Origin of the sequence: Kitasatospora sp. MAP12-44 (assembly GCF_029892095.1) — a bacterium.
Taxonomy (GTDB): domain Bacteria; phylum Actinomycetota; class Actinomycetes; order Streptomycetales; family Streptomycetaceae; genus Kitasatospora.
In genome coordinates, this window is the sequence record NZ_JARZAE010000004.1 from 1,688,431 (window position 1) to 1,709,249 (window position 20,819).

The window sequence follows — 20,819 nt, forward strand, 5'->3', positions numbered from 1 at the left end:
CGGACGGACGGCGCAGCGGTCAGCCGGCCTGGACCTCCACCGGGATGCCGTTGAGCACCGCGGTGCCCGACAGCAGGTCCAACGGGCCCTCGTCGGTCAGCAGGTTGCTGTTGACGCCGGGCTCGCGCGCGGCCACCGCGCCACGGGTGCCGGGACCGCCCTGGCCCCAGCCGTGCGGCAGGCTGACCACGCCGGGCATCACGGTGTCGGTGATCTCCGCGGTCGCCGAGACCTCGCCCACCCGTGAACGCACCGTCACCGGGCCGTCCGCGGTGATGCCCAGGCGCTCGGCGTCGGCCGGATTCAGCTGCAGGGTGCAGCGGTTGCTGCCGCCGGCCAGCAACGGGACGTTGTGCATCCAGGAGTTGTTGGAGCGCAGCTGGCGTCGGCCCACCAGCAGCAGGCCGTCGGCCGGGGCGGCGGCCAGCTCGGCCAGGTGGTCGGCCAACCGCTGTGCCTCGGCGAGCAGTTGCGGCGGGGCGAGTTCCACCTTGCCGCTGGGGGTGCGCAGTACGCCGGGCAGCCGGGGCCGCAGTGGGCCGAGGTCCAGGCCGTGCGGGGCGGCTTCGAGGGCGTCCAGGCTCAGGCCCTCCGGCTTGGCGCCGAAGCCGTCGCCGTACGGTCCGCCGCGCAGTTGCAGGTCCAGCAGCCGGTCCTGGCGCCGCCGGTGGGCGACGGCGGCGAGCAGCTCCACCGGGTCTCGGCCGTACGCCGGGGAGGAGGGGTCGGCAGCGAGGCGGCGGGCGGTGTCGGCGGCGGTGAGGTCGTCCAGTTCGTCGGGGCTCAGCGCCCCGCCCAACGCGGTGCAGGCCAGCCGGAGCAGCACCTCGGACTCGTCCAACTCACCCGCTGCCAAAGGCAGGCTGGGCGGCGAGTACTTGGCGGTGTTGCGGATCGCGAAGCCGGTGAAGACCAGGTCGTAGTGGCTGCGGGTGAGCGGGGAGGCGGCCGGCAGCAGGACGTGCGCGTGCCGGGTGGTCTCGTTGAGGTAGGCGTCGATGCTGACCATCGCCTCCAACGAGGCCAGTGCGCCGGCGAGTCGGGCGCTGTTGGGGGTGGAGAGCACCGGGTTGCCCGCGAAGGTGATCAGGGCGCGCAGCTGGCCGGGCCCGGGTACGTCGATCTCCTCGGCGAGCGCGGCGGCCGGGAACTCCCCGAAGACGCTGGCCAGTTGGCGCACCCGGGTGCGACGCGAGCCGGGCACCCGGACGCCCCGGCCGCGGCCGGGCTCGCCGGTGGTGTTGGGCGAACCGGCGGCGGGTTCGGGCCAGAGCACACCGCCGGGCCGATCCAGGTTGCCGGTCAGGGTGTTGACGACGTCGACCAGCCAACTGGCGGCGGTGCCGAAGGCCGTGGTGGTGGTGCCGATCCGGCCGTAGACGGCGGCGCTGGGGGCGGCGGCGAGTTCGCGGGCCAGCCGGCGGATCGTCGCGGCTGGGATCCGGGTCGCCGCGGCGACCGCCTCGGGGGTGAACGGAGCCAGGGCGAGCCGGAGTTCGGCGAGTCCGTTGAGGTGCGGGGTGGCCTGCGCCGGGTCGGCCAGCCCCTCCGCGAGCAGGGTGTGGGCCAGGCCGGCCAGCAGCAGCGCGTCGCTGCCCGGACGGATCTCCAGGTGCTCATCGGCGACTTCGGCGGTCCTGGTGCGGCGCGGGTCCACGACCACCAGCCGCCCACCGCGCCGGCGCAGCGCGCGCAGCCGTCCGGGCAGGTCGGGCGCGGTGAGCAGACTGCCGTTGGAGACCAGCGGGTTGGCGCCCAGGATCAGCAGGTAGTCGGTGCGGTCCAGGTCCGGGATCGCGATGGACAGGTCGGTGCCGTACATCAAGCCGGAGGCAACCTGCTTGGGCATCTGGTCGACCGTGCTGGCGCTGAACCGGTAGCCGGTGCCCAACGCCTGGACCAGCACCCGGGTGTAGAGCGAGGCGCCGTGGTTGTGCACGGTGGGGTTGCCGAGGTAGACCGCGACGGCGTCGCGGCCGTGCTCGCGGACCACCGGCGCGAGCAGCCGGCCGGCCTCGGCGAAGGCCTCGTCCCAGCCGACCTCCGTCCAGGTCGCGCCGCGCCGGATCAGCGGTGTGCGCAACCGGTCGGGGTCGTTGTGCAGTTGGCCGAGTGCGACACCCTTGGGGCAGAGGTAGCCGCGACTGAACGGGTCCTGCTCGTCGCCGCGGACCGAGATCGCGGGCGGTCCGCCGCCGTCCGGGGCCGGGCCGAGCGTGACGGTGAGCCCGCAAGTGGCCTCACACAGCGGGCAGGTGCGGTGGCTGACGGCTTCGAAGCCCTCGGCGGCGATCAATGGCCCGGTCATGGGTGCGAGGGTAGCGGGCCTGCGGGCGCGGCAACAGGGCGCCGCCGCAGGGAACCCCGGCAGGCAGACCCGGCAGGCAGACCCGGCGAGCCGGGAGCTGGGTCAGACGCCCGGGAAGACCCGTCCGAGCAGCTGCTGGAAGGCCTGCCGCTCGTCGTCGTCCAGCTGTTCGAGCCCGGTCAGGCTGGACATCAGCTCGGCGCGGATCTGCCGCACGGTCTGCTCGCCCTCCTCGGTCAGCAGCACGTTCTTGATCCGCCGGTCGGCCGGGTCCACCTCGCGGCGCACCAGGTCGCGCGCCTCCAGCCGGTCGACTATGCCGGTGACGTTGGAGGCGTCGCAGGCCAGCAGCTCGGCCAGGTGCCGCATGGCCATCGGCTGCCGGAGCAGGCTGAGCATCTTGCCCTGCATCAGGGTGAGCCCGCGCTCGGCGGCGACGCGGGCGAAGGCGCGGTAGTAGCCCGCGGCGGCCTGGGCGAGCTGGTCCATCAGCTGGAGGGGCGTGGGCGTGGCGGTGGTGGGGGTCATGCCTCCAGTGTAGGGGAGATTGCTTGACATCATCAACGATCGAGTACTACCTTCATTTCATTGCTTGAGTGCATCAACCATTGACCCCCTCAAGCCTCAAACCTCAGGCCCCGGCCTCAAGCTTCAGACCCGCGCCGCACCCGGCCGGGCACTCCCGGAAGGACCGCAGGACCGCAATGAGTCACGCACCGACCCACGCCGCACCCAGATCCACCAGCAAGGAGCGCGGCGCCACCCCGCTGATCCTCGCGCTCGGCCTCGCGGCGATGGTCGTGGCCATGGCGCAGACCCAGGTCGTCCCGATCCTCGCCCTGCTCCAGAAGCAGCTGCACACCGGCGCCGCCGGCGTCAGCTGGGTCACCACCGCCGCCCTGCTCTCCGCGGCCGTCTTCACGCCACTGCTCGGCCGGGTCGGCGACCAGTTCGGCAAGAAGCGCACGCTCGTCGCCGTCCTGGGGGTGATGGTGATCGGCTCGGTCCTTGCGGCCACCACCACCTCGCTGACCCTGCTGATCATCGCCCGGGTCCTGCAGGGCTCCGCCACCGCGATCTTCCCGCTCGCCCTCTCGGTGATCCGCGACGAGGTCCCGCAGGAGAAGCTGCACGGGGCGATGGCCCTGGTCAGCGGCACCCTGGCGTTCGGCAGCGGCCTCTCACTGGTGGCCACCGGCCTGCTCACCCAGGGCAGCCACCCCAACTACCACCTGGTCTTCTGGTTCTCCACCGCGCTGACCCTGCTCGCGCTGGCCGCCGTCGCCCTGCTCGTCCCCAACGGCGGCAAGCCCACCGGCGGACGGATCGACGTGCTCGGCGCCGTCACCCTCGCGGTCTTCCTGGTCCTGCTGCTGCTCGGCATCTCGCAGGGCCATGAGTGGGGCTGGAGCTCGGGCCGGACCATCGGGTGCCTGGTCGGCGCCGTCGTGATGGCCGCGGTCTGGGTCCTGGTCGAACTGCGGGTCGCCAACCCGCTGGTGGACATGCGGATGTTCGTCCACCGCCAGGTGCTCTTCACCAACCTGACCGGCCTCTTCGTGGGCTTCGCCTCCTTCGCCCAGTTCATCGGCATCTCCTACCTGGTGCAGATGCCCGAGCGGATCGCCGGCTACGGCTTCACCGCCTCCGTGCTGCGCGCCTCGGTGGAGTACCTGCTGCCCAGCGCGCTGATCTCGCTGGCCGCCGCCCCGCTCGGCGGCAAGCTGGTGCATCGGATCGGTGCCCGCTTCACCCTGGCGATCGGCGCCCTGGTCGGCGTGGCCGGCTTCGCCTGGCTGGCCTGGGGCCACGGCTCCAGCCCCGCCGTGATCATCGCGGGCATGCTCACCGGCATCTCCATCTCCTTCGGCTACGCCGCGATGCCCGCCCTGATCGCCGCCAGCGTGCCGCTGCACCAGACCGGCATCGCCAACGGCATCAACTCCATCTCGCGCTCCGTCGGCAGCTCGATCGCCAGCGCGGTGGTCACCTCGCTGCTCGCCTCCAAGACGATCAGCTACGCCAAGCTCGGCATCGCGCTGCCCGCCGAGAGCCAGTTCACCCTGAGTTTCGTGATCGCCGCCGGTGCGCTGCTGCTCGCCGCCGTCGTCGCCCTGGTGGGATTGAGCAAGCACCACCGCCCGCTCGGAGCCGCCCTCCCGGTGGCCGGGAGCGCCCCGGCCGAGGCCGTCACGGTCAAGGCCTGACCCGCCCCCGCCCAACCCCCCTTCCAGGAGCCCCCGATGACCGACCCGACCAGCACCGTCACCCGCCTGCGCGCCACCTACACCTCCGGCCGCACCAAGCCGCTCGCCTGGCGCCTCGAGCAGCTGCGCGCCCTGCGCGCGCTGCTCACCGAGCAGACCGAGGCCTTCCAGCAGGCCCTCTTCGCCGACCTGGGCAAGAGCCCCGCCGAGGCCTACCGCAGCGAGGTCGGCTTCACCCTGAACGAGCTGGACCACACCGTCCAGCACCTGGAGGAGTGGCTGCGCCCCCGCCCGGCCGCCGTCCCGGACGCCTTCCTGCCGGCCCAGGCCCGGGTGGTGCGCGACCCGCTGGGCGTGGTGCTGATCATCGCGCCGTGGAACTACCCGCTGCAGCTGGCCCTCGCGCCGCTGGTGGGCGCGCTGGCGGCGGGCAACACCGCCGTCGTCAAGCCCAGCGAGCTGACCCCGGCCACCTCGGCGGCGATGGCCGAGCTGCTGCCGCGCTACCTGGACCCGGAGGTCGTCACCGTGGTCGAGGGCGGGGTCCCGGAGACCACCGCGCTGCTGGAGCAGCACTTCGACCACATCTTCTACACCGGCAACGGCGCGGTCGGCCGGATCGTGATGGCCGCCGCCGCCAAGAACCTCACCCCGGTCACCCTGGAGCTCGGTGGCAAGAGCCCGGTGCTGGTCGAGCCGGGCGTGGACCTGGCCGCCACCGCGCAGCGGATCGCCCGCGGCAAGTTCCTCAACGCCGGCCAGACCTGCGTGGCCCCCGACTACATCCTCGCCATCGGCGACACCGCCACCGCGCTGGAGTCGCACCTGGCGCAGGCCGTCCGCACCCTCTACGGCGAGGACCCGGCGCTCAGCACTTCGTACGGGCGCGTGGTCAACGAGCGGCACTTCGACCGGCTCACCGCGCTGCTCGCAGACGGCCGGGTGGTCACCGGCGGCGGCCACGACCGCGCCGAGCGCTATGTGGCACCGACCGTGCTGGCCGACGTCTCCCCCGAGTCGCCGGTGATGCAGGCGGAGATCTTCGGTCCGATCCTGCCGATCATCGCGGTGCCCGACCTGGACGCGGCAATCGCCTTCGTCAACGAGCGCGACAAGCCGCTCGCGCTCTACGCCTTCACCGACTCCGAGCAGACCAAGCAGCGGCTGACCGAGGAGACCTCCTCCGGCGCCCTCGCCTTCGGCCTGCCGGTCTCCCACCTGGCGGTGCCCGAGCTGCCGTTCGGCGGCGTCGGCGAGAGCGGCATGGGCCGCTACCACGGCGAGTACTCGATCGACACCTTCAGTCACACCAAGGCGATCCTCGACAAGCCGATCAGCTGAGCCCTCAGTGGCGATGGCGGGCGACGTGGCGGTGGTGGATGGCGAGGGTGAGGCCGGCCAGGGCGGCGGCTGTGCCGATGCCTTCCGCCACGGCTGCGTAGCCCTTCTCGCGGTACCAGACCGGCTCGTACATGTTGGGCAGCGGGCCGAGTGCGCCGACGTCGACGTAGCGGTAGAGCAGGATCGCGCCCAGCGCGCTGGTCAGCACCAGCGCGGCGTAGGCCCAGAGGAGGCGGGAGGCCGGGCGCAGCAGGATGAGCAGCGCGCCCAGCGAGGCGGCGGCGGCCTCGATCCGGAACAGGTCGCCCTGGCTGAGGCTGGCGCTGATCGGGTCGTAGCGGGCGGCCAGGTCGGCGTGCACATACGCGTCGACGGCCAGCGCCGCCGCGGTGATCAGGGAGAGCACCCGAAGACCGGTCGGACCGGTCAGACCGGGCGCGGGGGGTGCGTTCACGGGCCTCATTCCCTGCGCGTACCCGCCGGGGCCGGTCTCACCCCAACTGGTTGACCAGGGCGGCGAAGACCGGCGGGAGCAGGGCGGCGGCGGGGACGATCCGCCGCGCGAGGCGCGGCCGGGCGCGGATGGCCAGCAGTGAGCCGGTCAGCAGCCGGTGGCGCCGGGAGACCTGCCGCCAGGCCCGCTCGTACGCCTGCGGCCGGTCGGCGCGCACGCAGTGCACCAGGCGGGCGGCGGCGGCCAGGGCGAGTGAGACGCCCTCGCCGGTGAGCGCGTCCAGGTAGCCGGCGGCGTCGCCGACCAGCAGGACCCGCCCGGCCACCCGGGCCCGGACGGGCTGGCGCAGCGGCCCGGCGCCGCGTACCGCGCCGGCCGGCGCTGCGTGCAGCCGTTCGGCCAGCGCGGGGAAGGCGGCCAGCTGCTCGGCGAAGGGCGCGCGGTCGGCGGTCAGCACCGCCACGCCGAGCAACTCGGGGCCCAGCGGGGTGACATAGGCCTCGGCCCGCGCCGACCAGTGCACCTCGACGCAGTCCGTCCAGGGCTCCAGCGCGAAGTGCCGGCGCAGCCCGTACCGGGGCGGGCGCGGGTCGGGCAGCCGCAGGCCCAGCGAGCGCCGGATCGGCGAGTGCAGGCCGTCCGCCGCGACCAGGTAGCGCGCGGTCAGGCCGGCCGTGCCGACGGTGTCGGCGTCCTGGCGCAGCGGACCGGCCTTGAGCGGCAGGACGGGGACGCCCAGGCCGGCCGCCCGTACGGACAGCGCCCGGTGCAGGTCGGTGCGCCGCACGCCAAGACCCTCGCCCCCGGTGAACCGGCCCTCGGCCCGGCGGCCGGCGTCCAGGTAGCGGATGCCACGCAGCGGACGGCCCTGGACGGCGACCCCCAGCTCGGCCAGCTCCCGCACCCCGCCGGGCATCAGGCCCTCGCCGCAGGCCTTGTCGATCGGTGCCGGACGCGGTTCGAGGACCACCGCCTCCAGGCCGGCCAGCGCGGCGTGGATCGCGGTGGCCAGACCGGCCGGCCCGCCGCCGACGATCAGCAGGTCGATCACCGGATCACCCGCTCATCGCCCCGGCGGCGCAGCGGGTGAGCGCCGCGTTCTCGCAGCGCAGCCGGACACCCAGCAGCGGCAGGTTGAGCAGCGTGAAGCAGGTCGCGGTCAGCCAGGCGGTGTGCACCAGCGGCAGCGCGGCGCCCTCGACCAGCACGGCGAGGTAGTTGGGATGGCTCAGCAGCCGGTACGGCCCGGCCGTGACCAGCGGCAGCGCGGGCACCACGATCACCCGGGTGTTCCAGCGCGGGCCCAGCGTCCGGATGCACCACCAGCGCAGCAGCTGGGCGACGAGCGCCAGCGCCAGCATCGGCCAGCCGAGCGCCGGCAGGAACGGCCGTGCGCCGAGCGGGACCTCGGCCAGGCAGCCCGCCAGCAGACCGGTGTGCAGCAGCACCATCACGGGGTAGTGGCCGCGCCCGTACTCGACGCCGCCGCTGTGCCGACTCCAGGCGGCGTTGCGACGGGCGACGACGAGCTCGGCCAGCCGCTCGACGGCGACCAGCAGGATCAGCACGGTGTAGGCCGTCATCGTCCCGGCCTACCAGCGCAGCAGGACGAGTTCGGAGCAGAAGCCCGGCCCCATCGCCACCAGCAGCCCGGGTGTGCCGGGCGGTGGCGGGCGCAGCGCCAGGGTGTCGCGCAGGATGTGCAGCACCGAGGCGGAGGAGAGGTTGCCGACCCGCGCCAGCGAGCGCCAAGTGAGCTCCAGCGCCTGGGCGTCCAGGTCCAGTGCCTCGCGCAGTGCCTCCAGCACCTTGGGGCCGCCCGGGTGGCAGACCCAGCCGGTGATGTCCGAGGGCTTGAGGTCGTGCTCGGCGAGGAAGGAGGAGACCTCCTCGCCGAGGTGCAGGCGGACCAGCTCCGGCAGTTCGGCGCCGAGCACGATCTTGAAGCCGCTGTCGCCGATGTCCCAGCCGAGCGCGCGCTCGGTGCCCGGGTAGAGCCGGCTGCGGGTGGCCTGCACGGTCGGCCCGCCCGCCGTGGCGGCGAGCGGGTGGTCGCGGCCGACGGCGATCAGCGCGGCCGCGCCGTCCCCGAACAGCGCGCCGGCCACCAGGCCGGCGGTGGTGGCGTCGCCGCGCTGCAGGGTCAGCGAGCACAGCTCGACCGAGAGCAGCACCGCGACCTGCTCGGGGTGGCCCTGGAGGTAGTCGTGCAGCCGGGCCAGACCCGCCGCGCCCGCCACGCAGCCCAGGCCGAAGATCGGCACCCGCTTCACGTCCGGCCGCAGTCCCACCCGGCCGGCCAGCCGGGCCTCCAGCGAGGGCGCGGCGATGCCCGTCACCGAGGTGGAGACCACCAGGTCCACCGCGTGCGCGGGCAGTGCGGCCTCGTCCAGCGCAGCCAGCAGCACCTGTTCGGCCAGCCGCAGGCCCTCCTCGATGAACAGGTCGTTGGCCTGCCCGAAACCGCTCAGTTCGCCGTAGCGCTCCAGCGGCAGCGCCAGGTGGCGGGTGGTCACCGCGGCGCTGCGGTGCACCCGGTCCAGCACCGCCCGGTCGGCGGCGTCCCCAATAACGGCGGGGTCGGGGAGGCAGACGGCGGCCAGCGCATCGGCGATCTCGCCCTGCTCATAGCGGTGTGCCGGGAGTACTCCCTGAACAGCGGCGATTCGCGTCATCAGGTCAGCCTAGGGCCGACCGGACGAATCGTCAGGAATCGGCTGCTGCTCGGCAATTCGTCCGATCTACGATGCCGGGATGTACAGCATCGAGGCCGCGCGGGCGGTCGGTTCGGCGCGCGGGCTGCTGCTCGCCGCGCACCCCGCACCCGCGTTCGCCGTCACGGCGGTGGCGGTCGCGCTGGCGGCGGGCAGTGGGCGCGGGGCGGCGGGCAGCCTGCTGGCCGGTGCGGCCGTGCTCGCCGGGCAGCTGTCGATCGGCTGGTGCAACGACCGGGTCGACCTGCGCCGGGACGTCGCCGCCGGGCGGGGAGACAAGCCGCTGGTCACCGGCGCGGCGCGCCCGGGCGCGGTGGCGCTGGCCGCGGGCGGCGCGCTCGCGCTGTGCGTGCCGCTGTCACTGGCGAACGGGCTGTCGGCAGGCAGCGCGCATCTGGTCGGCGTCGCGGCCGCGTGGGCGTACAACCTGGGCGTCAAGCGGACGGTGCTCTCCTGGCTGCCCTACGCGCTCGCCTTCGGCCTGCTGCCCGCCTTCGTCACGCTCGCGCTGCCCGGCCACCCCTGGCCCGCCGGCTGGGCGACGGCGGCCGGCGCGCTGCTCGGGACGGGGGCGCACGCCGCCAATGTGCTGCCCGACATCGAGGACGATCTGCGCGCCGGCGTGCGCGGGTTGCCGCAGCGGCTGGGTCGCGGGTGGGCCCGGGTGCTGGCCGCCGGTCCGCTGCTTGCGGCCTCGGTGGTGCTGGTGCTCGGACCGCCGGGCCGGGTCGGGGTGGGCGGCTGGGCGACGCTGGCCGGCGCAGCCGCGCTCGCGCTGCTCACGGGGTCGGCCGCCACCCGTGGGCGCACCCCGTTCCTGGCCGCCCTCGGGCTGGCCGCGCTGGACGTCGCACTGCTGGTGCTGCGCGGGGTGACGCTCAGCTGAACGGCGGCACGGGCGGCTGAACGGCGGCCCGCGCGGCTGAACGGCGGCCCGCGCGCGATTGAAGGCCGGGCGCGATTGAAGGCCGGGCGCGATTGAAGGCCGGTGCGGCGGGCAGCCGTATGAGTACCGCGGCCCCCGCTGGCGGGCCGCACGGCACGTCGAATCGAACGGGTGAGGGCAGATGAGCACCGGCCGGCCCGAGGCGCCCAGCACGCGACCCGTGCTCACCGGGCTACCGCGCGGCGGCCAGGTCCGCCGGCTCGCCCTGTTCGGCACCAGAGGCGTGGTCGGCCGCTGCCGGGACTTCGCGCGGCAGGCGCTGCTGGACTGGGGCTGGCTCCCGGCGGGCGACGAGGAGCAGCAGGCGATGGCCGACGACGTCCTGCTGCTGGTCTCCGAACTGGTCACCAACGCCTGCCAGCACGCCGGCGGGCCGCAGCAGTTGCTGCTGCACGGCACCACGGACGCGCTGCGGGTGGAGGTCACCGATGCCAGTCCCGAGCAGCCGCGGCCCCGCCTGCCGCTGCAGCCCGGGCGGCCCGGCGGGCACGGCCTGGTGACCGTGGCCCGCCTGTCGCTGCGCTGGGGGGTCACCGTGCGCTCGGACCGGAGTGGCAAATCCGTCTGGCTGGAGGTCGCCGCGCCGCCGTCCGGGGACTGACGCCCGCCGGTCAGGGAGTCGGCGCGGTCAGTCCGCCGACCGGGTCACGGCGAGATGCGCATCAGCGGCGCCCGGTCCGCGTCGAGCAGCTCCACGCGCATGGGCGGGAGCTTGCCCCGGCCGGTGAAGTAGTCGCGTATCCGAACCGCCGCCAGCGGCAGGCCGGTCGCCAGCGCCGCCGGGACCGGCGCGCTGGACATCCAGTGGATGTAGAGCACCCAGTTGTCCCCGTGCTCGTTGCCGCGCTGCTGGGCGGGCTCCACCTCGTGCGCGAGGTCGCCGAGCAGCCTGAGCACGACGGCCATGTCCTCGCCGTCGATCCGCGTCTGGTTGAGCTCCACCAGGAGTTCCGTCATCGGTGTCCCTTCCGAGGGTCTCGCGGTGGTCCACCGGGTTGACCACCTGAGCGATCCTGCCCAGCGCCGACGAGGTCTGAACGGGTTTGCCCGGATACATCCGACGGGTGATCAGCGGATCGCCTTCGCACAGGTGGTTACGAGCACTCGGGCGGGTTGCGAGCGCTCGCAACCCGCCTGACCGCTCAGACCGTTACGAGCGGTCCGCCCGCTCCGGACGGGACGGGCGCTCGGACCGGCCGGTGGAGGCGGTGCGTCGCTGCGAGCCGCCGCGCGAGCCGACCGAGCCCGTCGAGCCGCCGGCGCTGGTCGAGCCGCCCTGACCACCCTGACCGCCCTGGCCACCGCGCCCGGCGTAGGCGGGACGGCTGCGGCGGTTGCGGCCGGCGCCGGGGCCTCGGCGCGGGCGCTCGACCACCGGGTCCGGGACCACCACGGGCACGCCGGTGGGGACGCAGGCGCCGGTGATCCGGGCCAGCTCCGGGTCGCCGGAGCGGACCTGGGCGGAGTGCGGGGTGATGCCGGCGACGGACATCATCCGGGCCATCGACCGGCGCTGGTTGGGCAGCACCAGGGTGACGACCGTGCCGGACTCGCCCGCCCGGGCGGTGCGCCCGCCGCGGTGCAGGTAGTCCTTGTGGTCGCTCGGCGGGTCGATGTTGACGACCAAGTCCAGGCCGTCGATGTGGATGCCGCGGGCGGCGACGTTGGTGGCGATCAGCGCGGTCACCTGCCCGGCGCGGAACTGCTCCAGGGTCCGGGTGCGCTGCGGCTGGGACTTGCCGCCGTGCAGCGCCGCCGCCCGCACACCGCTGGCGAGCAGGTCGAGCACCAGGCGGTCGGCGCCGTGCTTGGTGTCGGTGAACATGATCACGCCGCCCTCGCGCGAGGCGATATGCGCGATGGCCGCGTTCTTGTCGTGGCCCTGCACGTGCAGCAGGTGGTGCTCCATGGTGCTGACCGTGGCCGCCGAGGGGTCCACCGAGTGGGTGACCGGGTCGCGCAGGAAGCGGCGCACCAGGGCGTCCACGTTGCGGTCCAGGGTGGCCGAGAAGAGCATCGTCTGGCTGTCCGGGGCGACCTGTCGCAGCAGTTCGGTGACCTGCGGCAGGAAGCCCATGTCGGCCATCTGGTCGGCCTCGTCCAGCACCGTGATGCAGACCTCGCCGAGCTGGCAGTCGCCGCGCTCGATCAGGTCCTTGAGTCGGCCGGGCGTCGCGACGACGACCTCGGCGCCGCGGCTCAGGGCCTGCGCCTGGCGGCTGATCGGCATGCCGCCGACCACGGTGGCCATCCGCAGCCGCACGGAGTGCGCGTACGGGGTGAGCGCCTCGGTGACCTGCTGGGCGAGCTCGCGGGTGGGGACCAGCACCAGGGCCAGCGGCTGACGCGGCTCGGCGCGGCCGCCGGCGATCCGGGCCAGCACGGCCAGGCCGAAGGCGAGGGTCTTGCCGGAGCCGGTGCGGCCGCGGCCGAGCACGTCGCGCCCGGCCAGCGCGTTCGGCAGGGTGGCGGCCTGGATCGGGAACGGCGCGGTGACGCCCTGGCGGGCCAGCGTCGAGAGCAGGGCGCGGGGCATCTCCAGCTCGTCGAAGGTCTCGACGGCCGGCAGGGCCGGGGTGGTGCTGACGGGGAGCGCGAACTCGCCCTGCGGGGCGCGGTGCTGACGGCTCGACGGACCGGACGGGCGCCGTGCGCCGCCCCCGCCACCGCCGCTGCCGCTGCTGCCGCCGCCGAAGCGCGAACCGAAATCGCCACGCGAGCCCGAACGGGGTTCGGAACGTCGGTACGAGGAACCAGTGGAACGATTCATGCGAAAACCTTCCTCAGGATGGCACGTCTCCGGGAAGGCTCCGCTGCGCAAGGGCGCGCGGACATCGCAAGAACGAGCCAGAAATGTGAACTCCACGACAGGCGAGAGCCGTCGAGGCGGCGAAAACGCCGAGGGCCCGCTCCGTGCATATGCGCGGTGCGGGCCCCTGCTGCGCGGCGGGTGCCTATGCAGTATGAAAAATTAGAGCGGACGAATGTTCTCGGCCTGCGGGCCCTTCTGGCCCTGCGTGACGTCGAACTCGACCTTCTGGCCCTCAAGCAGCTCGCGGAAGCCGTTGGCCTGGATGTTCGAGTAGTGGGCGAAGACGTCAGCGCCGCCACCATCCTGCTCGATGAAGCCGAAACCCTTTTCCGCGTTGAACCACTTCACGGTGCCCTGAGCCATTGAAATTCTCCTTCAAGGGGTGACCGGAATCCGCACTGTGCGGACTCCGCGTCGCCGCGGTGATCCATCCGGGGAAGAGCCGGAAAAAACAAAAAGGCGCCTGGTGGTCACAAACCAGCAGGCGCACACAAAGTTCATGGGAACCACAACTGCAACTACCACGACTGTAGCAGGCGGCGGGCCGGGACGGGAGATTCAGTCGAAATCGGCCACCTGAAGCGGCTGGAGAGGGGGACGGCTGGGACATCAGAACGGGGGACTGCCGGGCGTCCGGCGTCCGCTGGCAGGCTGGCCGCAGGTAGGCGGACGGCGGGCAGCGGAACGGAAGAGGGCAGACGGATGGCCGAGCAGGGGCAGCCGGGCGTGGCGACCAGTGGTTTTCGGGTCACCCCCGAAGAGGTCCAGATCGCCTCGGTCCAGGTCGACAACACGGCGACCACGATCCAGGAGCAGTTGGACGCGCTGAAGGCCTATGTGCGCACCAATGTCGAGCAGTACTGGCAGGGCGGCGCCCACCAGGCCTTCGACGTCTACATGGCGGAGTGGGACGTCTACGCCGGCATGCTGCACCAGGCGCTCACCGGCATCGCCCAGGGCCTGCGCGGCACCTACGTCAACTACTCCCAGTCCGAGGACTCCGCGATGCAGAAGATCAACCAGCTGCAGAGCGAGCTGCCGCCGCTCCGGATGGGCTGAGCGCTCCCCCTGGCATTCCCCTTCGGCATTCCCCTTCGGCGCCAATCACCTTGGCGCCCTTGAGACTTGAGTCCTGAGTACCGAGGAGTAGCCATGCCGGTCAACGACGGCACATCGATCCTGGTCCACGCGCAGCTGGGCGAGGTCGGACCGCGGATCCACGCCTCCGCCGAGGAGATCATCGGCGAGCTGCAGCGGCTGATCACCCTGCTGGGTCCACTGAAGGACACCTGGAGCACCAGTGAGGCGGCCGCCGACTACGAGATCCTCCAGCAGGAGTGGAACACCGCCGCGCAGGGCCTGTTCGGGCCCGACGGCGTGCTGGGCAACGTCGCGGCGGTGATGAACGTCAACTTCACCAACTACTCCGACGCGGAGTGGGCGAACGTCTCCACCTGGCGCCACCAGTCCTCCTAGACCCAACTCCCGTATCCCCGAAAGGATCTGACCGCACATCATGGCCGACGAGTACTGCCGGATCACCGTGGTCGGCGACCGCCGGCAGCTGGACCTCGCGGTTCCGGCCGGAGCGCCCATCACGGACTACGTCGACGACCTGGCGAAGCTGTGCGCGCTGGAGGAGAACGACCTCATGCCGCCGGCCTGGTCGCTGGCGACCGGCCTGCGGGGCCCGTTCCCGCCGGAGCGCTCGCTGGCCGAACTCGGCATCGCCGACGGCCAGGTGCTCTACCTGCGCGACCTGCTGACCGGCGAGCTCGAGGAGCCGCTGGTGCTGGACGTCGCCGAGCAGGTGGCGCAGGCCTCCGGCCAGTTCCTGGACAGGCCGTGGAACGCGGTCAGCCGCGCCACCACCGTGCTGCTCAGCGGCCTGGCCTGGCTGGTGGCCGCCGTGCTGGCGCTCGCCGTCGCGCAGCCCGTACCGACTGCCGTACCGACCGCCGTGGTCGGCGCGGTGGCCGCGGCCGGCGGGCTGCTGGCGCCGCTGCTGGCCTGGGTCGCCCGCGAGCGGCGGTGGTCCGTTCCGGTCGCGGTGCGGGTGCTCCTCGCGCTCTGCTCGATCCCCGCGCTCGCGGTGGCCGGCTGGGCGCTGGTGGCGGTCCGCTGGTCGCCCGCGCTGACCACCGGCGCCCATCCGGCGATGACCGGCGACGGCCTGGCCGCCGCCGCGGCGGCGGGCGGCCTGCTGCTCGGCGCCGCGCTCGCCTACGCCGCCGCCAGCGGGGTCACCACGCTGGCGGTGCTGGTGGCCGCCGCGATCGGCGCCTGCTCGGCCGGCCTGCTGGCGGCGCTGCGCGCGGACGCCGACCAGTGCGCGGCCGTGCTGGCCATCGTCGCCTTCCTGCTGCTCACCGCGGCCCCCGCGACGGCCGGGCGGATCGTCGCCACCGCCTTTCGCCGCCGCCCGGATGCCGGCGAGGGCGCGGACGAGGGCGAGCAGGTGCGGGCTGCGGTGCGCACCGCCATGGCGCTGCTCGCGGCCTGGGGCATCCTGCTGGCCCTGGTGCTGGGCGGCTCGCTGGTCCTGCTGGGCGGCTCGCGCTCGGTGTACGGCGCCGCGATCGCCGGCTGCCTGGGTGTGGCGCTGCTGCTGCGGGCCGGTTCGGCCAAGGTGGTGGTCGAGGTGGTCCCCGGCGCCGCCGCCGGCGCGGCCGGCCTGTTCGCCCTGCTGCTGACCGGCCCCACGCACCTGCACTGGCCCGGTTGGACGGTGCCGGCCGCACTGGCCACCGTGGGCCTGGCGATGCTCGGCTACGGCCTGCGCCGCCTGCTGCGCCGCGACCTGCGCGCGCTGCCGCGACCCGAGTGGTTCGCCACCGCCGGGGCCGTGCTGGGTGCGCTGAGCATCCCGCTGATGCTGGCCGGCTTCGGCGTGTTCGGCGCCCTGGTCGGGATGGGCAGGCACCTTTGAGCCGCCCGATGTGCGCCGACCGGTCAGCGGACGGCCGGTCAGCGGACGGCCGGTCAGCGGGCGGCGGCGAGCACCCGGCCGGCCGGCGAGCGACCGGGCGTGGACGGCTCGAAGTCGCCCTCCAGCAGGCCGAGTTCGATCGCCGTACGGGTCAGGTCAGCCTTGTTGCCGACGTTCAGCTTGGACCGGATGCGCTTGACGTAGGTGCTGACGGTGGCCTCGGTCAGGCCCATCCGGCGGGCTATCTGCCCGTGCGTCAGCCCGTCGGCCAGCCAGCGGACGGTCTCCAGCTCACGCGGCGCCAGCACCCGGTGTTCGGAGGGCCCGAGGTCGTTCAACTCGCTGTGCAGGCGCGGCGCGAGGGCCGGCGAGACGTGGAAACCGCCCAGCGCAACCGTCCGTACGGCCAGCGCGAACTCCTGGTCGCCGACCTGCTTGGTCACACAGCCCAGGGCGCCGGCCCGGATCGCGGTGACCAGCCGGTGCGGGCCGGCGAAGTCCGAGATGACCAGGACGTTCGAGAGGGCGGCCAGTGTCCGGATCGACTCGGCGGTGTCGTCGGCGTGCGGCGCGGGACCGAACACGATGGCGTCCAGCCTCCCGGCCGGCAGCGCGAACTCGCGCACCTCGCAGACGGTGGCGGCCACCCGCAACGCCGGGTGCTGCGACAGCACCTGCTCCATGCCGTAGCGGGCGAGGTTCTGGTGCTCGATGATGGCGATCTGCGATACGTCGGACATGACGAGCCTGCCTCCAGCTCTGTGAACGGTCCCCCGGCGAGAGCAAGCATGCCGCACGCGAACGTCGGCGGGCCTCGACCAGGTGCAGACCACTCCGACAGCCGAAAAGCCCCTCCGAAGAGCCCGTCGAACTGAGCTGACAGTTCATCAGAAGGGCTTTTGGGAAGCGCGTTTGCCCCTTCGGGCAACCGCTGCCGAGAGGCTGCGAGAACGCCGCCGAGCTGCCGGCCGGCTGCTCCGGGCCGCGATTTTGTTAGCCCAACCAACGTCATGAGTTCATCGCGCCTTAACGATTGTCGGTCCGTCGCAAACACTGGCACCGATAATCTCCGGGTCACAAGCCCTGGCCGGTCCGGGGCAACGGACCCACCACACAACGAGTCCGTCCGCGAATGGGGAGAGCACGTGTCCGAGCAGGAAACATCGTCAGAGCCGACCGCCTCGGGAACCCCGGCGGCCGTCCCCTCGGACGGCCCCTCGGACGGCCCCCGGACCCGGCGGATTCCCGTCCAGCAGACGGCACCGGCCGCCGCTGCGGACACCCCCGCGGTCGCGCCCACCGCCGCCCCGGCTCCGGCTCCGGCTCCGGCTCCGGGCGGGCCGATGGAGGAGGCGGACCGGCACGGTTTCATCTCCGCCTTCATCGGCGGTGTCCGCCCCGAGGGCGACCAGGCACGTTCGGGCAAGCGGCTGCTGGCCATCGGGGCAACCGTCGCCGTGGTCGCCGGGCTCGGCGCGCTGGTGGTCGGCGCGCTCGCCAGCGGCGACGGCAAGGCGTCCGCGGCCGTCCAGCCGTCCGCCCACCCCGCTGCCCCGACCCACCCGGCCGGCGCCGCTCCCTCGCTCGTCGCCGCTCCGCCGATCACGCCGGTGCCACCGGGCGGTGTGCCGCAGCCCGCCGCAGCGCCGGTCGCCGTCGGCGGCGCGCTGCCCCTCGGCGGCCAGCCCGGCCAACCGGTGACCGTGCCGAACGCCCAGGCCGCCGCTCCGCAGGGCGCACCCGCCGCCGCGCCGGCCAACCAGCCCGCCGCCATGCCCGCCGCCCCGCAGGCCCTCGCCGCGAAGCCCGGCTACACGGCCGTGGCCGGCCCCGGCTGCAACGGCGGCACCTTCTACACCAAGGACGCCGACTACACGCTGGGCATCGGCGGTTGGCTCACCTCCAGCGACGGCGGCTACAAGGGCGAGGGCTGCAACGGCAGTTACGACTCCGAGCCGATGTCGGGCGACGCGAACAAGTACGACGCGAGCCAGGGCGTGCTGTGGCGCTGGGACTTCAGCAAGTCGTTCACCTCGGCAACCTGCGCGTTCTCCATCTACGTCCCGGACAACTCCGACATCACCTACGTCGGCGGCGATCCCACGCAGTACTTCTTCTGGGGTGCGAACTACGCCTACGGCATGAACTTCACCCCGCAGGGCACGTTCAACATGTCCCAGGTCGACAACCGCGGCCGCTGGGTCAACCAGGGGGCGTTCAACGTCAGCACCGGGATCGTGACCCTCAAGATGGTCAACACCGGTATCGACTACACCTCCTCCACCAAGCACGCCCACCACGCCGCAGCTCCCGTCCGGCTCAGCTGCACCGCCGCGTGAGCACCCGGCTGCTGCGGGTCTCCTCCAGAGGCTGGGGGGCGCATCACACGCTCGGCTCGGCGGTTCGTGCCGCCGAGCCGGGCGCGGTGATATCGGTCCAACCCGGCCGCTACGCCGAGAACATCGTGCTGGACCGCGGCATCACCCTGGTCGCCGAGAAGGGGCCCGGCACCGTCACGCTGGCCGGCGGGCGCGGCATCGCGCTGACCGTCCTCGGCGGCGCCGGCGAGATCCGCGGCATCGACGTCCAGGGCGGCGACCCCGACCAACCCGCCGTCTCCATCACCGGCGGCAGCACGCTGCTGACGCAGTGCCGGATCAGCGGCGGCCGGCTGCTGGTCTCCGGCGACGCCGCGCCCACCGTGCGGGACTGCGAGCTCGGCGCCACCGGCGCCATCGGCCTGCACCTGACGGGCGACAGCCGGGCCGTCGTCGAGCAGAGCAGCATCAGCGACGTCGACGCGATCGGCCTGCTGGTCGAGCACGGCGCCGCGCCGGTCGTCAGCGGGCTGCGGATCAGCCAGGTGCGCGGCAGCGGGCTGCTGGTGCGCGCCTCGGCGCGCGGCGGCTACACCGACTGTGAGATCACCGGCACCAGCGCGGCGGCCGTCCGGGTCGAGGACGACGCCCGCCCGCTGCTGCGCAACTGCCGGCTGACCGACGGCCACGCCCAGGGCCTGACCGTCAGCGGCCGCGCGGGGCGGCTCGCCGTCGGTGCCGGTGCCGGTGCCGGTGCCGGTGCCGGTGAGGGTGAGGGTGAGAGTGAGGGTGCCGACGGTGTGATGGCGGACGGCGTCACGCTGATCGGCTGCGAGATCGCGCGTACCGGCGGCACCGGTGTCCAGGTCGGCGAGCAGGCCGTGCTGGTGCTGCGCGACTGCCGGATAGCCGAGAGCGGCAAGGCCGGCGTGCTGGTCGGCGGCGAGGCGGCGCTGCGGATGCTGGACGGCAGCATCAGCGACAGCGCCGACAGCGCGCTCGCCGTCACCGGCTCCGCCCGCGCCGAACTGCGGCGCACCGCGCTCACCCGGGCAGCCGCCAACGGCGTCTTCACAGCCTGCACCGCCCGGCTCGCGCTGCACGGCTGCACGATCACCGACACCGCTTTCACCGCCGTCCACCTGGCCGGCAGCGCACACGCCACGCTGCGCGACTGCGAGGTGCGCGGCACCCCGCAGCACGGCCTGCGGGTCACCGAGCACGCCCTGCTGGACGCTCAGGACACCACCGTCGAAGCGGCCGAGCTGACCGGGATCACCGTGGAGGGCGGCGACCTGACCGCCCGCCGCTGCCGGATCAGCCGCACCGGCACCGGGATCAGCCTCACCGGCGAGCACCGCCCGCTGATCGACGACTGCGAGGTGGACACCTGCACCGGCACCGGCCTGGAGCTGGGCGAGGCCAGCGGGGCGCTGGTGGTCGACACCCGGATCCGCGGCACCCGCTCGGCCGGCGTGCTGATCGGCGAGCGCGCCGCGCCCTGGCTGAGCGACTGCGAGATCAGTGACACCGGGGGCAGCGGACTGGTGCTCTGGGCCGGCGCCCGCCCCCGGCTGCGCGCCGTCACGGTGGCGCGCGCCGCCAAGAACGGCGTCTACGTCGGCGACGGCGGCCTCGGCCTGTTCGCCGACTGCGCGATCACCGCGACCGGCTACCCCGCGCTCTACGTCGGCGCGGGCGCCGCGCCCGTCCTGCGCGGCTGCCGGATCCACGCCACCGACGAGGACCTCAAGCTCGCCGAGGACGCCGCGCCGGTCTTCGAGCACTGCCGGGTGGAGGACGTCAAGGTCAGCTCGCTGCCCGAGCAGGGTCGCGCCGCCGCGCCCAGCCCGTTCGCTCCCACTTCCGCCCAAGTCACCGCCCAAGTCACCTCCCAGGAAGGCGACTTGGAGGAGCTCCTCGACGAACTGCGCGCGCTGGTCGGCCTGGAGCGGGTCAAGCACGACGTCGGCACGCTGGTGAAGCTGATGCAGATGGTCCGCCGGCGCACCGAGGCCGGGCTGCCGCCGCCCCCGCTCAGCCGGCACCTGGTCTTCGCCGGCAACAGCGGCACCGGCAAGACCACCGTGGCCAGGCTCTACGGCAAGATCCTGGCCGCCCTCGGCCTGCTCTCGCAGGGCCACCTGGTGGAGACCGACCGCGGCGACCTGGTCGGCGAGTACATCGGCCACACCGCGCCGAAGACCACCGCGGTCTTCCGGCGCGCGCTGGGCGGCGTGCTCTTCATCGACGAGGCGTACGCCCTGGTGCCGGCCGGCCAGGGCGGCTCGGACTTCGGCCTGGAGGCGATCGCCACCCTGGTCAAGCTGATGGAGGACCACCGCGACGACGTGGTGGTGATCGTGGCCGGCTACCCCGACGAGATGAGCCGCTTCATCGACGCCAACCCCGGCCTGGCCTCGCGCTTCGCCCGGACCCTGGTCTTCGACGACTACGAGGCAGCCGACCTGGTGCAGATCGTCGAGGACAACGCCCGCCGCCACCGCTACGAACTCCCCGCCCCCACCTGCCAAGCCCTGGAGGCCTACTTCGCCGCCGTGCCGCGCGACGACCGCTTCGGCAACGGTCGCACCGCCCGCCAGCTCTTCCAGCGGATGACCGAACGCCACGCCCGCCGCGTGGCCGACCTGGACACCCCCACCACCGAGGACCTGCTGACCCTGGTCCCGGCCGACGTCCCGAACCCGACGGAGGCGTAACCGGCCGCCCCGCCCGGCGATACCGGCGCGATACCGATGATCTCTACCTTCCTCTCCAGGCGATCAGCCT

General features: G+C 73.5%; 19 protein-coding genes. 9 read left to right on the forward strand and 10 right to left on the reverse strand.

Annotation, left to right across the window (positions count from 1 at the left end):
- Positions 1-19: 19 nt before the first annotated feature.
- Positions 20-2,308: a molybdopterin-dependent oxidoreductase gene (locus tag P3T34_RS08215; protein WP_280665335.1), complete on the reverse strand. Its 2,289-nt coding sequence runs from the start codon at positions 2,306-2,308 to the stop codon at positions 20-22.
- 102 nt (positions 2,309-2,410) lie between these two features.
- Complete coding sequence (locus P3T34_RS08220; RefSeq protein WP_280665336.1) at positions 2,411-2,836, reverse strand: MarR family transcriptional regulator; 426 nt, start codon at positions 2,834-2,836, stop codon at positions 2,411-2,413.
- A gap of 176 nt (positions 2,837-3,012) precedes the next feature.
- Between P3T34_RS08220 and P3T34_RS08225 the strand changes: the two genes are divergently transcribed.
- Both P3T34_RS08225 and P3T34_RS08230 read left to right on the forward strand, forming a co-directional pair.
- Complete coding sequence (locus tag P3T34_RS08225) at positions 3,013-4,515, forward strand: MFS transporter (RefSeq protein ID WP_280665337.1); 1,503 nt, start codon at positions 3,013-3,015, stop codon at positions 4,513-4,515.
- 36 nt (positions 4,516-4,551) lie between these two features.
- Positions 4,552-5,856 carry an aldehyde dehydrogenase family protein gene (locus P3T34_RS08230; RefSeq protein WP_280665338.1) on the forward strand — a complete coding sequence of 435 codons (1,305 nt, stop codon included), beginning with the start codon at positions 4,552-4,554 and terminating at the stop codon, positions 5,854-5,856.
- Between the two features lie 4 nt (positions 5,857-5,860).
- On the opposite strand, the gene P3T34_RS08235 is transcribed toward P3T34_RS08230, so the two are convergent.
- The 4 genes from P3T34_RS08235 to P3T34_RS08250 are packed head-to-tail and all read right to left on the reverse strand — an operon-like array spanning position 5,861 to position 8,985.
- A complete protein-coding gene (locus tag P3T34_RS08235) occupies positions 5,861-6,310 on the reverse strand; it encodes a hypothetical protein (RefSeq protein WP_280665339.1) in 450 nt (149 codons plus the stop codon).
- 37 nt (positions 6,311-6,347) lie between these two features.
- On the reverse strand, positions 6,348-7,361 hold the full coding sequence (locus tag P3T34_RS08240) for an NAD(P)/FAD-dependent oxidoreductase (RefSeq protein WP_280665340.1): 1,014 nt from the start codon (positions 7,359-7,361) through the stop codon (positions 6,348-6,350).
- 4 nt (positions 7,362-7,365) lie between these two features.
- Positions 7,366-7,893, reverse strand: a complete 528-nt coding sequence (locus P3T34_RS08245; protein WP_280665341.1) for an isoprenylcysteine carboxylmethyltransferase family protein — start codon at positions 7,891-7,893, stop codon at positions 7,366-7,368.
- Positions 7,894-7,902: 9 nt separating this feature from the next.
- Positions 7,903-8,985 carry a 3-oxoacyl-[acyl-carrier-protein] synthase III C-terminal domain-containing protein gene (locus P3T34_RS08250; RefSeq protein WP_280665342.1) on the reverse strand — a complete coding sequence of 361 codons (1,083 nt, stop codon included), beginning with the start codon at positions 8,983-8,985 and terminating at the stop codon, positions 7,903-7,905.
- Between the two features lie 79 nt (positions 8,986-9,064).
- Between P3T34_RS08250 and P3T34_RS08255 the strand changes: the two genes are divergently transcribed.
- Both P3T34_RS08255 and P3T34_RS08260 read left to right on the forward strand, forming a co-directional pair.
- Entirely contained in the window at positions 9,065-9,910 is an 846-nt protein-coding gene (locus P3T34_RS08255) for a UbiA family prenyltransferase (protein WP_280665343.1), read from the forward strand.
- Between the two features lie 181 nt (positions 9,911-10,091).
- Positions 10,092-10,571: an ATP-binding protein gene (locus tag P3T34_RS08260; RefSeq protein ID WP_280665344.1), complete on the forward strand. Its 480-nt coding sequence runs from the start codon at positions 10,092-10,094 to the stop codon at positions 10,569-10,571.
- Positions 10,572-10,615: 44 nt separating this feature from the next.
- Here the strand turns inward: P3T34_RS08260 and P3T34_RS08265 are convergent, their stop codons facing one another.
- The 3 genes from P3T34_RS08265 to P3T34_RS08275 all read right to left on the reverse strand — a co-directional run bounded on the left by P3T34_RS08265 (position 10,616) and on the right by P3T34_RS08275 (position 13,145).
- Positions 10,616-10,927 carry a hypothetical protein gene (locus tag P3T34_RS08265; protein ID WP_280665345.1) on the reverse strand — a complete coding sequence of 104 codons (312 nt, stop codon included), beginning with the start codon at positions 10,925-10,927 and terminating at the stop codon, positions 10,616-10,618.
- A 193-nt stretch (positions 10,928-11,120) separates the two neighbouring features.
- Positions 11,121-12,740: a DEAD/DEAH box helicase gene (locus P3T34_RS08270; RefSeq protein WP_280665346.1), complete on the reverse strand. Its 1,620-nt coding sequence runs from the start codon at positions 12,738-12,740 to the stop codon at positions 11,121-11,123.
- A gap of 201 nt (positions 12,741-12,941) precedes the next feature.
- On the reverse strand, positions 12,942-13,145 hold the full coding sequence (locus P3T34_RS08275; RefSeq protein WP_280665347.1) for a cold-shock protein: 204 nt from the start codon (positions 13,143-13,145) through the stop codon (positions 12,942-12,944).
- A 339-nt stretch (positions 13,146-13,484) separates the two neighbouring features.
- Between P3T34_RS08275 and P3T34_RS08280 the strand changes: the two genes are divergently transcribed.
- From P3T34_RS08280 to P3T34_RS08290, 3 genes are all read left to right on the forward strand, one after another.
- Positions 13,485-13,841: a WXG100 family type VII secretion target gene (locus tag P3T34_RS08280; protein ID WP_280665348.1), complete on the forward strand. Its 357-nt coding sequence runs from the start codon at positions 13,485-13,487 to the stop codon at positions 13,839-13,841.
- A 93-nt stretch (positions 13,842-13,934) separates the two neighbouring features.
- Entirely contained in the window at positions 13,935-14,258 is a 324-nt protein-coding gene (locus tag P3T34_RS08285) for a WXG100 family type VII secretion target (RefSeq protein ID WP_280665349.1), read from the forward strand.
- 40 nt (positions 14,259-14,298) lie between these two features.
- Positions 14,299-15,711, forward strand: coding sequence for an EsaB/YukD family protein (locus P3T34_RS08290; protein WP_280665350.1), 1,413 nt, complete (start codon positions 14,299-14,301; stop codon positions 15,709-15,711).
- Positions 15,712-15,764: 53 nt separating this feature from the next.
- Here P3T34_RS08290 and P3T34_RS08295 read toward each other — a convergent pair whose 3' ends face one another.
- Complete coding sequence (locus tag P3T34_RS08295) at positions 15,765-16,451, reverse strand: response regulator transcription factor (protein ID WP_280665351.1); 687 nt, start codon at positions 16,449-16,451, stop codon at positions 15,765-15,767.
- Between the two features lie 405 nt (positions 16,452-16,856).
- Between P3T34_RS08295 and P3T34_RS08300 the strand changes: the two genes are divergently transcribed.
- Both P3T34_RS08300 and P3T34_RS08305 read left to right on the forward strand, forming a co-directional pair.
- Positions 16,857-18,050, forward strand: a complete 1,194-nt coding sequence (locus P3T34_RS08300; RefSeq protein ID WP_280665352.1) for a hypothetical protein — start codon at positions 16,857-16,859, stop codon at positions 18,048-18,050.
- The gene (locus P3T34_RS08305) at positions 18,047-20,749 is read left to right on the forward strand and encodes a right-handed parallel beta-helix repeat-containing protein (protein ID WP_280665353.1); all 2,703 of its coding nucleotides are present in this window, start codon (positions 18,047-18,049) and stop codon (positions 20,747-20,749) included. Before P3T34_RS08300 ends, P3T34_RS08305 begins: the two co-directional genes overlap by 4 nt.
- Positions 20,750-20,819 lie beyond the last annotated feature (70 nt).

Excerpts from the sequence above, each read along its gene's own strand:
- P3T34_RS08275 (WP_280665347.1), bottom strand. The coding sequence starts at position 13,145 with ATGGCTCAGGGCACCGTGAAGTGGTTCAACGCGGAAAAGGGTTTCGGC.
- P3T34_RS08225 (WP_280665337.1), top strand. The coding sequence starts at position 3,013 with ATGAGTCACGCACCGACCCACGCCGCACCCAGATCCACCAGCAAGGAG.
- P3T34_RS08265 (WP_280665345.1), bottom strand. The coding sequence starts at position 10,927 with ATGACGGAACTCCTGGTGGAGCTCAACCAGACGCGGATCGACGGCGAG.
- P3T34_RS08255 (WP_280665343.1), top strand. The coding sequence starts at position 9,065 with ATGTACAGCATCGAGGCCGCGCGGGCGGTCGGTTCGGCGCGCGGGCTG.
- P3T34_RS08290 (WP_280665350.1), top strand. The coding sequence starts at position 14,299 with ATGGCCGACGAGTACTGCCGGATCACCGTGGTCGGCGACCGCCGGCAG.
- P3T34_RS08230 (WP_280665338.1), top strand. The coding sequence starts at position 4,552 with ATGACCGACCCGACCAGCACCGTCACCCGCCTGCGCGCCACCTACACC.
- P3T34_RS08220 (WP_280665336.1), bottom strand. The coding sequence starts at position 2,836 with ATGACCCCCACCACCGCCACGCCCACGCCCCTCCAGCTGATGGACCAG.
- P3T34_RS08250 (WP_280665342.1), bottom strand. The coding sequence starts at position 8,985 with ATGACGCGAATCGCCGCTGTTCAGGGAGTACTCCCGGCACACCGCTAT.
- P3T34_RS08295 (WP_280665351.1), bottom strand. The coding sequence starts at position 16,451 with ATGTCCGACGTATCGCAGATCGCCATCATCGAGCACCAGAACCTCGCC.
- P3T34_RS08215 (WP_280665335.1), bottom strand. The coding sequence starts at position 2,308 with ATGACCGGGCCATTGATCGCCGCCGAGGGCTTCGAAGCCGTCAGCCAC.
- P3T34_RS08280 (WP_280665348.1), top strand. The coding sequence starts at position 13,485 with ATGGCCGAGCAGGGGCAGCCGGGCGTGGCGACCAGTGGTTTTCGGGTC.
- P3T34_RS08285 (WP_280665349.1), top strand. The coding sequence starts at position 13,935 with ATGCCGGTCAACGACGGCACATCGATCCTGGTCCACGCGCAGCTGGGC.
- P3T34_RS08260 (WP_280665344.1), top strand. The coding sequence starts at position 10,092 with ATGAGCACCGGCCGGCCCGAGGCGCCCAGCACGCGACCCGTGCTCACC.
- P3T34_RS08270 (WP_280665346.1), bottom strand. The coding sequence starts at position 12,740 with ATGAATCGTTCCACTGGTTCCTCGTACCGACGTTCCGAACCCCGTTCG.
- P3T34_RS08245 (WP_280665341.1), bottom strand. The coding sequence starts at position 7,893 with ATGACGGCCTACACCGTGCTGATCCTGCTGGTCGCCGTCGAGCGGCTG.